The following is a 14,328-nucleotide window of genomic DNA, read 5'->3' as shown; positions in this document are numbered from 1 at the left end:
GGGGGCGGTGGCGACCCTCGAGGTCTACCCGGATAGGGTTGTCGGAAGAGTCGGGTGTGTGGGAGAGACGGTTGTTGGCGGGAGAAGAAGGCCACGGGGTTGGCCTCACCGGCCGTTTCAGCCCTGCGTGGCCGGGTCGGGCGTCAGGCCCGCTCGACCCGCTGCAGATCGCTCAGCATGCCGGTGCGCAGCTGCTCGATGATCCGCTTGATCAGGCGGGAGACGTGCATCTGGGAGCAGCCCAGGTAGTCACCGATCTCCGCCTGCGTGGCTTCCTCCACGAACCGCATGTGGATGATCTGCCGGTCGCGGTCGCTCAGTTCCGCCACGAGCGGAGCGAGCGTCTGGAAGTCCTCGACGAGGCGCATGCCGTCGTCCTCGACGCCGATGAAGTCCGCGAGGACCGCTTCGCCCTCCTGGCTGCCGTCGCCGGTGAGCGCGGCGTCCAGGGAGGAGGAGGTGTAGCCGTTGGAAGCTATCTGCGCCTCGACGACCTCGTTCTCCGAGATGTTCATCAAGGTGGCCAGTTCGGCGACGGTCGGATCGCGGTCCAGCCGGCTCGCGAGCTCCTCCCGTGCCTTGGCCAGTTCCACGCGCAGTTCCTGCAGCCGGCGCGGGACGTGCACGGCCCACGTCGTGTCGCGGAAGAAGCGCTTGATCTCACCGACGATGTACGGCAGCGCGAAGGAGGTGAACTCGACCTCGCGCGAGATCTCGAACCGGTCGATGGCCTTGATCAGACCGATCATGCCGACCTGGGCGATGTCCTCCAGGTCGTCGCCGCGATGACGGAAGCGGCCCGCGGCGAAGCGGACCAGAGACATGTTCATCTCGATCAGCGTGTTGCGCGCGTACTGGTATTCGTGCGTGCCCTCTTCGAGTTCCGTCAGGCGCTGGAAGAACTGACGGGACAGTTCACGCGCGTCGCGCGGAGCCACGGCTCGTGGGTCCTCGACGTGCGGCAGGGGTGCATCACCTGTACTGGTGCGGGCGGACTTCTGGCTGACCTTCGACCGGCTCACGGCGGTGACGGTGTCCATGACCTCTCCCACGCTCACTGTTCGGTTCGCCCTTCCAAGCATCGTGTTCGGCGAATACCCCGTACACCGGAACCCATGTGTCCGTCTTTCGTGAAAAGTCTGAGGGACGGTCAGATGGGGAGCACGGAGTCCGCGAAGTCTGGGCCGAGCTGGGGGAACTCGACCGTGTCGGTGATCTTTCCCGACCCGATTACCCGAACCTGCTCGGTGTACGCAGGCCTAAAGTCCCCGAACCGTAAGGCTCTTCGGCCCGGCACATGCCCGCGTCCGAACTCTTCCGGGCGGGCCCCGGCGCGCAATGCGGGACGCAAGGGATGTACGGAACACTCGGCCGCCGGCCGGGGAGCCGGCCCGACCTCGGCGCCTGATGTCCTCGGCGACGGCTGCGACGAGCTTGCCGCGCCGGGGTCCGAGCACCACCCGGTGCCCGGCCGCGGCCGGGCGCCGGGCCGTGGCTTCTCCGATGCCGCTGCCGGCCCCGGTGATCAGCACGACCTTGCCCGCGGCTGTGGAATGGGTGGGCGCGGTCATGGTGACCCCTTCGTGGACGCCGGTCACGGCGTGGTTCCCGGTCGGTATCCGAGCATGCCCCGGATCTCTCGGCGAGGGCAGGACGAGGTTTGCCGGGTGCGCCACACCCAGGAAGCGCCGTCGTAGGCTTGGTGCATGAGCGGAAACGAGCTGGGCGAGTTTCTGCGGGCACGTCGCTCCCGCCTGAACCCCGCCGACGTGGGGTTTCCCGGTTACGGAGCCCGCAGGGTTGCCGGTCTGCGGCGCGAGGAGGTCGCCGTCCTGGCCGACGTCAGCGCCGACTACTACGCCCGCCTGGAGCAGGGCCGGGAGCGGCACCCCTCGGGCCAGGTCATCGACGCCATCGCGGGTGCCCTGCGGATGGATGCCGACGCCCGCTGGCACGCCTACCGGCTGGCCGGACTCGTGCCCAGGACGTCACCGGTCGGCCGACGCGCGGAGCACGTGGCGCCGGCCCTCCTGCAGCTGATGGACGCCTTTCCCGCGGCCGTCGCCTACATCACGAACCGCCGTCTCGACGTCCTCGCCTCCAACGCCCTGGCAGGGGCGCTGCTCTCGCCGCTCGCCAACAGCCGCGACATGGTGCGGTCCCTGTTCCTGGACCCCGCCGCCCGCGAGCTGTTCGCGGAGTGGCCGGCCGTCGCTCGCGACACCGTGGCGGCGCTGCGCCTGGCCCACGGACACGAGCGGCACGATCCGGAGACCGCCGCGCTGGTGACCGAACTCCTGGACGCCAGCGAGGAGTTCGCCGCCCTGTGGCGGGAACACTCCGTCGGCCGCCTCGGTAGCAAGACCAAGGTCTTCAACCACCCGGACGTGGGCCGCCTCACGCTCACCTACCAGTCCTTCGACGTGCAGGACGCTCCCGGCCAGTGCCTGCTCGTCGGCAGTGCGGAACCGGGCACCGCGGACGCCGACTCGCTGGCCCTCCTCGGTGCGCTCCGCGCCGTGCGCTGATTCCCCGCGACGCGGATTCCACCGAGAGCGGAACACGGATCCCTTCCCGTGCAGCTCAGCGCTTCTACGCTGAAGGGGTGAGCAACCAAGCGTCGAACGCAGCCCGCGTCATTCCCCTGCGCCCGGCGGCCGCGCCGGATCAGGCCACCGCCCCGGCCCGCTCGCCGCAGCGGCCGGGGCCCGCCCTCGCGCCCCGGCAGACAGCGCAGGCACCCACGAGCCGAGAGCCCTTGTGGCGCGACCTGGTGGGCGACGTCCTGCGGCGCGAGCGCCTCGCCCAGGAGCGCACGCTCAAGGAGGTCGCCGACGCGGCCCGGATCTCGATGCCGTACCTCTCCGAGCTGGAGCGCGGCCGCAAGGAGGCCTCGTCCGAGGTCCTCGCGGCCGCCGCCCGCGCCCTGGGCCTCGGCCTCACCGACCTGCTCTCGCTGGCGCAGGACGAGCTCGCGCGATCGGCCCGCCCGCGGACCGGCCGAAGCCGCACCACAGCGCCGTACAACGGGATGTGCCTGGCCGCCTGACCGGCGCGCGGTGGCGGACGCCCGGGTGTCAGACCAGCGCGGGCCGTCGGCTCAGCACCTCGTCGGCCAGTCCGTACGCCACCGCCTCCTGCGCGGTGAACACCTTGTCGCGGTCCATGTCCGCACGCAGGGTCCCCACGTCGTGGTGCGTGTGCCGGGACAGCACCTCCTCCACCTGGGAGCGGATCCGCAGCATCTCCTTCGCCTGGAGGCTGAGGTCGGAGACCGTGCCCTGCCGTCCGCCGCTCGCCGGCTGGCCCAGCAGCACGCGGGCGTGTTCCAGCACGAACCGCCGTCCGGGGTCCCCACCCGCCAGGAGCACGGCCGCCGTCGAGGCCGCCTGTCCGACACAGCACGTCGAGATCGGCGCCTGGACGTAGGTCATCGTGTCGTAGATCGCCATCAGCGAAGTGAACGATCCTCCGGGCGAGTTGATGTAGATCGCGATCTCGCTCCCCGGGCTCGACGACTCCAGATGGAGGAGTTGCGCGATGACGACGTTCGCCACCCCGTCGTCGATCTCCGTGCCGAGGAAGATGATCCGCTCGGACAGCAGCCGGCTGAAGACGTCGTAGGAGCGCTCACCCTGCGGGGTGCGCTCGACGACGTTCGGAATCGTGTACGTCCCCATGTCAGAGCCCCATCCGTCGCCGTGACGCGGCCGGCCGGACGTCGTCGAGAGACTCCACGACGCGGTCGACCATCCCGTACTCCCTTGCCTGTTCGGCCGTGAACCAGCGGTCGCGGTCACCGTCGCGGGAGATCGTCTCCTCGCTCTGGCCGGTGTGCTGTGCGGTGATCCGCTCGATGGCCTGCTTCGTGTACTCCAGGTTCTGCGCCTGGATCTCGATGTCGGCGGTGGTGCCGCCGATACCGGCGGACGGCTGATGCATCATGATCCGGGCGTTCGGCAGCGCGAAACGCTTGCCGGCCGTGCCGACACTGAGCAGGAACTGGCCCATGCTCGCGGCGAATCCCATGGCGAGCGTCGAGACGTCGTTCGGGATGAGCTGCATGGTGTCGTAGATTGCGAGCCCGGCGGTGACCGATCCGCCGGGACTGTTGATGTACAGGCCGATGTCGGTGCGCGAGTCCTCCGCCGACAGCAGGAGCAGCTGGGCGCAGATCCGGTTCGCGGAGACCTCGTCGACCTGGGTGCCGAGGAAGACGATGCGCTGCCCGAGCAGTTGCGCGGCCAGATGGTCGTCGAACCGGTTCGCGGGGGTGTCCCCGTCCTCGGCCCGTGGCGTCAGGGCCGGGTCCCGGCCGGTGCTGAGTGGAGTCATCGGTCCTCCTTGTCGTGGGCGGCTGCGGTCGCCGCGCACTCCACTCTCGGGCCGGAAGGGCCACCGGATCGGCTTTCTCGGCCCGCAGCAGATTCGCCACGAGCAGAGGGCCTCAGGGATTCGGTACGGATGCCCTGTCGCGCAGGTGCCGGAAGAAGGCCCGCACATCGGCGACGAGCAGCTCGGGCTCCTCCATCGCGGGGAAATGCCCGCCCCGGTCGAATTCCGTCCAGCGCACGATGGTGTTGGTCCGGTCCGCGACATGCCGCAGCGGTACGAAGTTGTCGTGGGGGAAGACGGCGAGTGCGGTCGGGGCGGTGGAGGGCTCCGGAGGCTCACCCCAATAGGCCGCGTGAGCGCGCTCGTAGTAGATGCGGGCCGATGAACCCGCCGTACCGGTCAGCCAGTACAGCATCACGTTGGTGAGCAGCTGGTCCCGGTCGACGGCGTCCTCCGGGCGTTCGGGCGCACCCGTCCACTGTTTGAACTTCTCGGCGATCCAGGCGAGTTGGCCGACGGGAGAATCCGTGAGCGCGTAGGCGAGGGTCTGCGGCCGCGTGGACTGAATGTCGGCGTAACCCTGTTCGTCGCGGATCCATTTCTGCCCGCGACGCCACGAGGCGAGCGTGCGCTCGCGTTCCCGCGGGCTCAGCGGTGCCAGTTCGTCAGCGCTCGGTTCGCTGGTCGCGGAGCCGCTGGGCAGCAGGTTCAGATGGACGCCGATGACTTCTCCGGTGCCGATACGGCCCAGCTCGCGGGCGATGGCGGCGCCCCAGTCGCCGCCCTGTGTGCCGTACCGCCGATAGCCCAGGCGCCGCATCAGCTCGGCGAATGCGGCGGCCACCCGGTGGAATTCCCAGCCGGTCTCCCGGGTGGGGCCGGAGAATCCGAAACCGGGAATGCTCGGCACCACCAGATGGAAGGCGTCGGCGGGGTCGCCGCCGTGCGCCCGGGGATCCGTCAACGGCCCTGCGACATCGAGGAATTCGACGACCGAACCCGGCCAGCCGTGCGTGATGATCAGGGGAGTCGCATCGGGTTCCGGAGAGCGGATGTGGGCGAGATGCACGGTCGCCCCGTCGATCTCCGTGGTGAACTGCGGCCATTCGTTGAGCCGTGCCTCGGCGGCGCGCCAGTCGTAGTCGTGGCGCCAGTAATGGACGAGCTCGCGCAGGTAGTCACGCGGGACTCCGTATTCCCAGCCCACGCCGGGCAGTTCGTCCGGCCACCGGGTGCGGTCGAGCCGCTGACGCAGGTCGTCCAGGTCGCTGTCGGGAATGTCGATGCGGAAGGGCCGGAGGGCGCCCGAGGCGTCCGGTGCTGAGGTGGTCATATGGCGCGGATGGTATCCGTGCCCGGTCCGGTGGGCGTCATGAATTTCCGGGCGGCCGCTTCGCCCGCGGCGGAGAGCCGATCCAGCACGGTGGCCAGCAGCGGGTCGTGCTCGGCGCCCGACCGGACCGCCGCGAAGACATGACGGCTCGGTGGGTGTCCCTCGGGTGCACGCACCACAAGACCCGGACGGTGCAGGGGCTGCACCAGCCGCGGTACGAGCGCCACACCCGCGCCCGCCTCGACGAGAGCGGCGAGCGACTGCCAGTCGTTCACCGCGTGCCGGATCTCCGGTGTGAACCCGCCGGCCGCACACACCGAGCGGGTCACCGCCCCGCAGCAACTGCGCGCGTCCCCGACGATCCAGGGATCCGCGGCCAGTTCCCGCAGCGGGATGCGGTCCAGCCCGGCGAGGCGATGGGTGGCGGGCAGCCCGACGTCCAGGACATCGGCCAGGAGATCGGTGCGTGCGTAGCGGCGGTCGGTGAACGGGGGCGCGGCGGCGAAGTCCACGGCGACCGCGACATCGACCTCGCCCGCGTCGAGCCGGGTGAACAGGTCGGGCGGCTCGGCCTCCACCACGGCCACGTCGATGTCGGGACACATCCGCGCCAGGTCGGCCAGGGCGGCGGGCAGCAGTCCGGAGATCGCGCTGGAGAAGGCCCCGATGGTCAGCGTGCCGCGCCGCCCGTCGCTCCAGGCCGCGAGATCGGCGCGGGCCCGCTCCAGTTGGGCGGCGATGACGTCCGCGTGCTGGAGCACCACCCGGGCCTGCCCGGTCAGGCGGACGCCCCGGCCGTGCCGTTCAAGGAGCGGTACGCCCAGTTCACGGGAGAGCGCGGCCACCTGCTGGGACACCGCCGACGGTGTCAGATGCATGGCCTGCGCGGCCTTCGCCAGACTGCCCCGGCGGTCCAGCTCACGCAGCGCACCGAGCCGTCGGAGATCAATACTGAAGGCCCCGCTTACCTGTTCCATGCACAAACATTAACTGGACCTGATGTTCCGCAGCGGCCGAGGATCGCACCATGACCGCGACCTCACGTTCCTTCCTGATCCTGCACGGCTGGCAGAACCACCGTTCGGAGGGCCACTGGCAGCACTGGCTGGCGGACCGACTGACCGCCCGCGGCGAGCGTGTGACCTACCCTCAGCTTCCCGATCCCGACGATCCGGACCTGGACGTCTGGCGGGAGCGGTTCCATGCCCTGCTCGCCGCACAGCCCGCGGGACCGGGACACGAGCGGGTGGTCGTCTGCCACAGTCTGGCCGTACAGCTCTGGCTGCACGCCGTGGCCGGCGGGGGCGTTCGCGCCGAGCGGGTCCTGCTGGTCGCGCCCCCGTCCGACGAGGTGCTCGACCGGTACCGGGAGGTCGCCGCGTTCGCCCGGTCCGGGGCCACCGCGGGGCAGGTGGCCGCCGCTGCCGGCCTGACCCGGCTGGTGGCGGGCGACGACGACCCGTACTGCCCGGGCGGCGCGGCCGAGCGGTACGGCCTGCCGCTCGCCCTCGACACCGACGTCGTCCCCGGGGGCGCCCATCTGGATCTTCCCGCGGGCTACGGCGCCTGGCCGTCGGTCCTCGACTGGTGCCTGGATCCCGCCGTGCGGATCACGGCACGCACCGCCCGGGCGACTGATCCGCGCCCCGGACCGTGACGCACGGCGCCGGACGCCCCGCGGGAACCGGGAAATCTCCTCGCGCGCCACCGATGAGTTTCCGGACGAGGATCGGTCGACAGAGGTGAAGACGTTCCCGCCTAGGAGGTACCGCATGTCCAGCGAAGGATTCACCACCTGCCTGTGGTTCGACGGCCAGGCCGAGGAAGCGGCCGACTTCTACGTCTCGGTCTTCAAGAACTCCCGGCTCGGCCGGGTCGGCCACTCCACCGACGCCGGGCCAGGCCCTGCCGGCTCCGTGCTGACCGTCGAGTTCGTCGCCAACGGCCAGAAGTTCATCGCGCTGAACGGGGGCCCGCAGTTCACCTTCAACGAGGCCGTCTCCTTCCAGATCTTCTGCGAGGACCAGAGCGAGGTCGACCACTACTGGAACCGCCTCACCGACGGCGGCGGCGAAGGCGGTCCCTGCGGCTGGCTCAAGGACAAGTTCGGGCTGTCCTGGCAGGTCGTCCCGTCCCGGCTGATCGACATGGTCACCGACCCGGACCAGGAGAAGGCGGCCCGCGCGACACAGGCGATGCTGGCGATGGGCAAGCTCGACGTCGCCGCGCTGGAGAAGGCGTACGCGGGCGAGTAGCGGGCCGGCGCCCGCTGGACGAGCGCCTCCGGCCGGCTTGTGCGGGCGGAGGCGACCTCGCCGAGGATCAGGGCCAAGGGGCTGCCGACGGGGCGCGGCAGCCCGGCCGGCGCTACCTGGCCGGGCGGTGCAGGGCGAGGTCCGGTGCGCCGAAGCGTGACGCCGCGAGACGGGACTGGTGCCAGTGGGGGTAGATCAGCTCGGGCGCGCTGACCTTGTCGAGGCGGTCGAGGTCCTCCGAGGCCAGCGTCACGTCCGCCGCGCCGAGGTTGTCCGCCAGCTGTTCGTCCTTGCGCGCGCCGATGATCACGGAGGTCACGGCGGGCTTCGCGAGCAGGTAGGCGAGGGAGATCTGCGCCGGTGAGGCGCCGTGCGCCGAGGCGATGTCGACGACGGTCTCGATGGTGTCGTAGAGCTTGTCCTCGTCGCGGACGGGCGGCTCGTTCCAGTCGGTGAGGTGCCGGCCGTCGCTCGCCTGCTGTCCGCGCCGGTACTTGCCGGAGAGCAGGCCACCCGCCAGGGGGCTCCACACCATGATGCCGAGGCCCTGGTCGAGGGAGAGCGGGACGAGCTCGTACTCCGCGTCGCGCGACTCCAGCGAGTAGTAGATCTGGTTGCTCACGAACCGCTGGTAGCCGTGCGCGTCGGCGACGGCCAGTGCCTTCATCAGCTGCCAGCCCGAGTAGTTCGAGACGCCGAGATAGCGGACCTTGCCCGAGCGCACGAGCGTGTCGAGGGTCTCCAGGGTCTCCTCGAGCGGGGTCAGGCCGTCCCACTCGTGCACGTGGTAGATGTCCAGGTGGTCGGTGTTCAGCCGGCGCAGGCTGCCCTCGACCTGGTCCCGGATGTGGTGGCGGGACAGGCCCTCGTCGTTCGGTCCGTCGCCCATGGGCATCCGGACCTTCGAAGAGATCAGCAGCCGGTCGCGGTTGCTCCCGATGGCCTGGCCGAGGATCTCCTCGGCGGCTCCGGCCGAGTACATGTTGGCGGTGTCGACGAGGTTCACGCCCGCGTCGAGGCACATGTCGATCTGCCGTCGGGCACCGGCCACGTCGGTGTGCCCGACGTCGCCGAAGGCGGCACTGCCACCGAAGGTCATCGTGCCCATGGCGAGCGTCGACACCCGCAGGCCGGACCGGCCGAGCAGTCGGTACTCCATCGTCGTCCTCCAGGTCGGTGTGATCCATTGCACCCCGGCATCACCGTGCTCGCCAGCCACGCGGGTACCCGCGCCGACGGGAGACACGCCACGGCCCGGGAAGCGTCAGGGGCTTCCCGGGCCGATTCATGTGCGCGCCACGGCTGTGGCAGGCGCTTTGCGGCGCGTACGGAGGACGTGTGCGGGCCGCCGTCCCGGCCGGACGCGGTGTGACCCGGACGCGGGTCAGGCGTCCGACGCCGCCTCGGCCGGAGCTCCGGACCCGCCGTGCCTCACTTGGCGACGGTCGATCCGAAGTGGGCGTTGTCCTGCGGCGCACCGAGCGCGGCGGCGCCGAAGGACCAGGAGCCACTGGTGGTCAGCCCCGAGGGCGTTCCGTCGAGGACCCAGGCGAAGCCCTCGTCGTAGTTCTCGTCCGGGGCCGTGGTGACGAGTTCGGCGTGACCGTCGCGGTCGGAGTCGATGAGACGGGCCTGCGCACCGAAGAAGTCGCCCTCTTCGGCCGCCCCGGGGACACCGGCCGTGTCCTGGTTGAAGTTCTGCACGCCGGCCGAGGTCACCCCTCGCGCCGAGCCGCGCAGCAGCCACACCGCGCCGGCGTCCGCGAGGTCGCCGATGCCCTCGCCCTGCGAACCGATGGCCAGGTCGAGGTAGCCGTCGCCGTTGACGTCGCCGAGACTCACGTCGCTGCCGAAGTCGTCGCCGAGTTCGTCAACGCCGGGGACGCCGTTCTGCCCCTGCTGGAAGACGGTCACGGGCTCCTCGCCGTTGGATCCGAACAGGCCGAGGTTGCTGCCGTAGCGCACCTGGACGGAGCCCCCGGACAGGTCCCACTCGCCGTGCTCCAGCACGCGGGGGGCGCCGAGTACGAGGTCGGGGTACCCGTCCTTGTTGATGTCGCCGGAGGTCCCGACCGAGCCACCGGCGAACGTGCGGTCCAGGACGAGTCCGTCCTGGTCGCTGCGCAGCAGGACCGAACGGCTCTCGACCTGTTCCAGCGACGGCTGGGTCCCGGTGACGACGAGGTCGGCGTAACCGTTCTTGTCGTAATCGGCGCCGGTCAGGCCGGTGGGCTTGAAACCGTCCTCCGTCGGAATGCCGTAGAGCTGCTCGGGGTTCGCCGGTGTGCGGGAGTCGGCGAAGTCGTGCACGTACACGGAGTCCGTTCCGTTGACGTGGGCGAGTTCCTGGTGCCCGTCGGCGTCGACGTCGGCCGCTGTGAGCCCGGTCCCGAACGCCTCGTTCGCGCTCGGCGTGCCCACGGTGTCGCTCTGCAGCCAGCTGCTCGTGCCGGTCAGTCCGCCGGCCGAGCCCCACACGACGGTGATGCCGCCGGCGTCCGTCGCCGAGTCGATGTCCTCGCCGGGGACGCCGATGGCCAGGTCGGCGTAGCCGTCGCCGTCGAGGTCCGCGGAGGCGACGGACGCGCCGAAGGCGTCACCGGCCTCGGGGGTACCGGGCACACCGGCCGAACTCTGGGTGAGGACTGCCTTGCGAGCGGTGTTGATGCCCGAGGAAGAGCCGTAGAGCACGGACACGAAACCGGCCCCCGTCCTGCCGCCCACGGCCGCCTTGGGCGCCGCGGTCACCAGGTCCGGGTAGCCATCTCCGTTGAAGTCGTCGTGCGCCACGGCGGCGCGCGGGGCGGCTACCGCGGACGTGCTGCCGGCCACGACAGCGGAGCCGGTGGTGGCGAGTACGCCGGCCACCAGGGCGGCGAAGTATGTCGAGCGCAAGGAAGTCCCCCTGTGTGAAGCCGCGTTGACGCGCAGCCGTGTGGATACGAGCGAACCGACGGGGTGGGCCTGAGTACGGCTCCTTGTCCGTCGCGTGGGATCAGACACGGCACCCCGGCCCGGGGTTGTGCTCCCGGGGGCCGACCGGAGGGGCCTGTGACACGGCTGTGACAGCGGCGGCGATTCCGTGACGACAGGGCACTCCCCACGGTCGGCCGTGGCACGGCCGGACGAGAAGGAGGCGCGACTGCCTTCACGATTCGAGCACATGCACACGTCTCGGACGCTTTCCTCTTCACTCTCTGAAGTAAAGGAACTCCCTTGAGTCACAGTGATGTTCAATGGTGCAGACCTATTGACTGAACGCCTTCAAGTCCCGAAACATTACGCACTGAGACCGGCCGTGACCTTCCGGCCGGAAGCTGCAGCCGCGGGCTGCGCCGGCGCTCTGCCGACGGGCATACGCCGCCTCGCTCGCGCGAGTTCAGGAAGGCATTCCCCCCACATGAGTCACCGCACGAACCCTTTCGTCCGCCAACCGGGCGGACGTAGCGACATTCCACGTCACCGCCTGCGGCGCCGCGGACGCCGGACCGCCCTCGCCGTGGCGATCGCGGCTGCCGCGGCGGCCACGAGCGCCGCAGCCTGGGCCGACGGATCGGACCAGGTGCCGGCCGCCGCCCCCACAGCGGTCGCCCCCTATCTGTACAACGGCTGGGGCAGTCCCCCCGACCCGGCCGAGGTCATGGACGCCACCGGCGTCAGCTGGTTCACCCTCGCGTTCGTCCTCGACGCCGGTGGCTGCTCCCCGCAGTGGGACGGCAGCCGCCCCCTCGCCGGCGGAGTCGACGAACGGACCGTGAGCGCGATCCGCGCCAAGGGAGGCGACGTCGTCCCGTCCTTCGGTGGAGCGAGCGGCGCCAAGCTGGAGCAGTCCTGCGCCGACGCCACGGCGCTTGCGGGCGCGTACCAGAAGGTCATCGATGCCTACGGCCTCAAAGCGATCGACATCGACATCGAGGGCGACGCGTACAACGACCCCGCCACCCAGCAGAAGACCGTCGACGCTCTGAAGCAGGTCAAGGCGGACAATCCCGGGCTCGTCACCTATGTCACCTTCCCCAGCGACCAGAGCGGCCCCGACGACTCCATGATCGGCCGGGCCGCCGACTCCGGTCTGGAGGTGGACGGCTGGACGATCATGCCGTTCGACTTCGGCGGTGCGGGCAAGGACATGGGGCAGCTCACCGAGCAGGCCACCGACGGACTCAAGAACGCGGTCAAGAGCGCGTACGGCTACAGCGACGACGAGGCCTACCGGCACAGCGGCCTCTCCTCGATGAACGGCATCACCGACGTCAACGAGACCGTCACCACGAAGGACTTCGAGACGATCCTCGCCTACGCGAACGAACACCACCTGGCTCGGCTCGCCTTCTGGTCCGTCAACCGCGACCGCCCCTGCCCGGGCAACTACCCGAACGACGACACCTGTTCCGGAGTCGACCAGGACCCCTGGCAGTTCACCGGCATCTTCGCCCGGTTCACGGGATGAGGGGGAGTACCACCATGATCTTCAGCAACACCGCCGGACGCCGTACCGGACATCGCAGGGGCCGTCGCGCCACTCGCATCGCCCTGGCACTGGCCGTCGTCGCGGGGGCGGGTACCGCGGCACTCGCCATGCAGAGCGCGGGTGCCGCCCCGGCCGAACCCGACCTCGGCCCCAACGTCCAGATCTTCGACCCCTCGATGTCCGCGAGCGACATCCAGAGCAAGCTCGACTCGGTCTTCAGCAAGCAGGAGAGCAACCAGTTCGGCGAGGCCCGGCAGGCGCTCCTCTTCAAGCCCGGCTCGTACGACGCCAACGCCAACGTCGGCTTCTACACCCAGGTCGCCGGGCTCGGTCTGTCCCCCGACGACGTCACCATCAACGGTGCGGTGCACGCCGAGGCGGACTGGTTCCAGGGCAACGCCACGCAGAACTTCTGGCGGTCGGCGGAGAACCTCTCCGTCAATCCGACCGGCGGGTCGGACCGTTGGGCCGTCTCGCAGGCCGCTCCGTACCGCCGCATCCATCTGAAGGGCGACCTGCAGCTCGACGACGGCGGCTGGTCGAGCGGCGGCCTGCTCGCCGACAGCAAGATCGACGGACAGGTCAAGTCCGGTTCGCAGCAGCAGTGGCTGTCCCGCAACTCGGAATGGGGCAGCTGGACCGGCTCCAACTGGAACATGGTGTTCGTCGGCGACAAGAACGCACCCTCCAACAGCTTCCCCAGCCCGCCGTACACCACGGTCGGCCAGACGCCCGTCTCCCGCGAGAAGCCGTTCCTGTACATCGACGACGAGGGCACCTACAAGGTGTTCGTGCCCGCCCTGCGCAAGGACTCCAGCGGCACGTCCTGGTCCTCCGGCACGCCCGAGGGCACGTCGATCCCGTTGGACGACTTCTTCATCGCCAAGCCGGGTGCCACGGCCGCCGAGATGAACGCGGCCCTGGACGCCGGCAAGCATCTGCTGGTCACCCCTGGCGTCTACCACCTCGACCAGACGCTGAAGGTGACGAAGGCCGACACCGTCGTACTGGGCCTGGGTCTGGCAACTCTCGTACCGGACCAGGGAGTCACGGCGATGTCCGTGGCCGATGTCGACGGCGTCAACCTCGCGGGGCTGCTCATCGACGCGGGCACGCAGAACTCCGACACCCTGATGGAGATCGGCCCGAACGGCGCGTCCGCCTCGCACGCCGCTGATCCGACGTCCCTGCACGACGTGTTCTTCCGGGTGGGCGGCGCCGGAGTCGGCAAGGCCACCCAGAGCCTGGTGGTCAACAGCTCCAACGTGATCGGCGACCACACGTGGATCTGGCGGGCGGACCACGGTGACGGTGTCGGCTGGAACACCAACACGGCCGACACCGGACTCGTGGTCAACGGGGACGACGTCACCATGTACGGCCTGTTCGTCGAGCACTACCAGAAGCACCAGACCATCTGGAACGGCGAGAACGGGCGCACGTACTTCTACCAGAACGAAATGCCCTACGACCCGCCCAACCAGGACGCCTGGATGAACGGCTCCACCAAGGGCTACGACGCCTACAAGGTCGCCGACTCCGTACAGCACCACGAGGCATGGGGACTCGGCAGCTACTGCTTCTTCAGCACCGACAAGTCCGTGACCGCCGAGCACGCCATCGAGGCGCCCAAGACGGCCGGCGTCCTGTTCCACGACATGGTCACGGTGTCGCTCGGCGGCACCGGCACGATCAGCCACGTCGTCAACGGCACCGGAGGCCCGTCGAACTCGTCCAACAATGTGGCGAATCTCGTCAACTACCCCTGAAACCAGGTGAAGTGACGGCTCCCGACCGATGAGAGGCCGGGTCGGCAGGTCCCTTTCAGGGTCTGCCGGCCCGGCCGTCGTCACTCGAACGGCCCACTCTTCTCGCGGCCCGCCCACGGCGGTCCGACAGTGGGGGGACAGCGCACTCTGGGCTGCCCGCCATCG

Annotated in this window: 13 protein-coding genes and 1 pseudogene; 6 read left to right on the top strand and 8 right to left on the bottom strand. The window is 70.0% G+C overall.

Going from position 1 to position 14,328, the window contains the following annotated elements:
- Positions 1-143 precede the first annotated feature (143 nt).
- Together ACFWM2_RS08090 and ACFWM2_RS08085 are read right to left on the bottom strand one after the other, a co-directional pair.
- A complete protein-coding gene (locus tag ACFWM2_RS08090) occupies positions 144-1,040 on the bottom strand; it encodes a SigB/SigF/SigG family RNA polymerase sigma factor (RefSeq protein ID WP_383274532.1) in 897 nt (298 codons plus the stop codon).
- Between the two features lie 219 nt (positions 1,041-1,259).
- A complete protein-coding gene (locus ACFWM2_RS08085; RefSeq protein WP_383274529.1) occupies positions 1,260-1,571 on the bottom strand; it encodes an SDR family NAD(P)-dependent oxidoreductase in 312 nt (103 codons plus the stop codon).
- A gap of 135 nt (positions 1,572-1,706) precedes the next feature.
- On the opposite strand from ACFWM2_RS08085, the gene ACFWM2_RS08080 reads away from it, so the two are divergent.
- Entirely contained in the window at positions 1,707-2,528 is an 822-nt protein-coding gene (locus ACFWM2_RS08080) for a helix-turn-helix domain-containing protein (RefSeq protein WP_383274526.1), read from the top strand.
- Between the two features lie 77 nt (positions 2,529-2,605).
- Positions 2,606-3,049: a helix-turn-helix domain-containing protein gene (locus ACFWM2_RS08075; protein ID WP_383274523.1), complete on the top strand. Its 444-nt coding sequence runs from the start codon at positions 2,606-2,608 to the stop codon at positions 3,047-3,049.
- A 28-nt stretch (positions 3,050-3,077) separates the two neighbouring features.
- Here the strand turns inward: ACFWM2_RS08075 and ACFWM2_RS08070 are convergent, their stop codons facing one another.
- From ACFWM2_RS08070 to ACFWM2_RS08055, 4 genes are all read right to left on the bottom strand, one after another.
- The gene (locus ACFWM2_RS08070) at positions 3,078-3,680 is read right to left on the bottom strand and encodes a ClpP family protease (RefSeq protein WP_383274520.1); all 603 of its coding nucleotides are present in this window, start codon (positions 3,678-3,680) and stop codon (positions 3,078-3,080) included.
- 1 nt (position 3,681) lies between these two features.
- The gene (locus ACFWM2_RS08065) at positions 3,682-4,335 is read right to left on the bottom strand and encodes an ATP-dependent Clp protease proteolytic subunit (protein ID WP_383274517.1); all 654 of its coding nucleotides are present in this window, start codon (positions 4,333-4,335) and stop codon (positions 3,682-3,684) included.
- Between the two features lie 112 nt (positions 4,336-4,447).
- A complete protein-coding gene (locus ACFWM2_RS08060; protein WP_383274514.1) occupies positions 4,448-5,668 on the bottom strand; it encodes an epoxide hydrolase family protein in 1,221 nt (406 codons plus the stop codon).
- On the bottom strand, positions 5,665-6,645 hold the full coding sequence (locus ACFWM2_RS08055) for a LysR substrate-binding domain-containing protein (protein WP_383274511.1): 981 nt from the start codon (positions 6,643-6,645) through the stop codon (positions 5,665-5,667). The genes ACFWM2_RS08060 and ACFWM2_RS08055 overlap by 4 nt, the downstream gene beginning before the upstream one ends.
- Positions 6,646-6,695: 50 nt before the next feature.
- Between ACFWM2_RS08055 and ACFWM2_RS08050 the strand changes: the two genes are divergently transcribed.
- Together ACFWM2_RS08050 and ACFWM2_RS08045 are read left to right on the top strand one after the other, a co-directional pair.
- A complete protein-coding gene (locus ACFWM2_RS08050; protein WP_383274508.1) occupies positions 6,696-7,325 on the top strand; it encodes an RBBP9/YdeN family alpha/beta hydrolase in 630 nt (209 codons plus the stop codon).
- Between the two features lie 115 nt (positions 7,326-7,440).
- Entirely contained in the window at positions 7,441-7,923 is a 483-nt protein-coding gene (locus tag ACFWM2_RS08045; protein ID WP_383274505.1) for a VOC family protein, read from the top strand.
- Positions 7,924-8,035: 112 nt separating this feature from the next.
- On the opposite strand, the gene ACFWM2_RS08040 is transcribed toward ACFWM2_RS08045, so the two are convergent.
- A complete protein-coding gene (locus ACFWM2_RS08040; RefSeq protein WP_383274502.1) occupies positions 8,036-9,082 on the bottom strand; it encodes an aldo/keto reductase in 1,047 nt (348 codons plus the stop codon).
- Between the two features lie 272 nt (positions 9,083-9,354).
- The gene (locus ACFWM2_RS08035; RefSeq protein WP_383274499.1) at positions 9,355-10,818 is read right to left on the bottom strand and encodes an FG-GAP-like repeat-containing protein; all 1,464 of its coding nucleotides are present in this window, start codon (positions 10,816-10,818) and stop codon (positions 9,355-9,357) included.
- A 670-nt stretch (positions 10,819-11,488) separates the two neighbouring features.
- Here ACFWM2_RS08035 and ACFWM2_RS08030 point away from each other — a divergent pair.
- Positions 11,489-12,373 (top strand): annotated as a pseudogene (locus ACFWM2_RS08030) (chitinase); the annotation flags it as partial.
- A gap of 14 nt (positions 12,374-12,387) precedes the next feature.
- Positions 12,388-14,163, top strand: coding sequence for a coagulation factor 5/8 type domain-containing protein (locus tag ACFWM2_RS08025; protein ID WP_383274496.1), 1,776 nt, complete (start codon positions 12,388-12,390; stop codon positions 14,161-14,163).
- Positions 14,164-14,328: the final 165 nt, after the last annotated feature.

Origin of the sequence: Streptomyces sp. NPDC058371 (assembly GCF_042723265.1) — a bacterium.
GTDB lineage: Bacteria > Actinomycetota > Actinomycetes > Streptomycetales > Streptomycetaceae > Streptomyces.
The sequence above is the reverse complement of the archived record's forward strand: the minus strand, read 5'-3'. Positions and strand labels throughout refer to the sequence as shown.

Bases quoted from the DNA above. Each gene is read 5' to 3' on its own strand.
- ACFWM2_RS08055 (WP_383274511.1), bottom strand. From the start codon at position 6,645: ATGGAACAGGTAAGCGGGGCCTTCAGTATTGATCTCCGACGGCTCGGT.
- ACFWM2_RS08060 (WP_383274514.1), bottom strand. From the start codon at position 5,668: ATGACCACCTCAGCACCGGACGCCTCGGGCGCCCTCCGGCCCTTCCGC.
- ACFWM2_RS08090 (WP_383274532.1), bottom strand. From the start codon at position 1,040: ATGGACACCGTCACCGCCGTGAGCCGGTCGAAGGTCAGCCAGAAGTCC.
- ACFWM2_RS08045 (WP_383274505.1), top strand. From the start codon at position 7,441: ATGTCCAGCGAAGGATTCACCACCTGCCTGTGGTTCGACGGCCAGGCC.
- ACFWM2_RS08025 (WP_383274496.1), top strand. From the start codon at position 12,388: ATGATCTTCAGCAACACCGCCGGACGCCGTACCGGACATCGCAGGGGC.
- ACFWM2_RS08070 (WP_383274520.1), bottom strand. From the start codon at position 3,680: ATGGGGACGTACACGATTCCGAACGTCGTCGAGCGCACCCCGCAGGGT.
- ACFWM2_RS08050 (WP_383274508.1), top strand. From the start codon at position 6,696: ATGACCGCGACCTCACGTTCCTTCCTGATCCTGCACGGCTGGCAGAAC.
- ACFWM2_RS08080 (WP_383274526.1), top strand. From the start codon at position 1,707: ATGAGCGGAAACGAGCTGGGCGAGTTTCTGCGGGCACGTCGCTCCCGC.
- ACFWM2_RS08085 (WP_383274529.1), bottom strand. From the start codon at position 1,571: ATGACCGCGCCCACCCATTCCACAGCCGCGGGCAAGGTCGTGCTGATC.
- ACFWM2_RS08040 (WP_383274502.1), bottom strand. From the start codon at position 9,082: ATGGAGTACCGACTGCTCGGCCGGTCCGGCCTGCGGGTGTCGACGCTC.
- ACFWM2_RS08065 (WP_383274517.1), bottom strand. From the start codon at position 4,335: ATGACTCCACTCAGCACCGGCCGGGACCCGGCCCTGACGCCACGGGCC.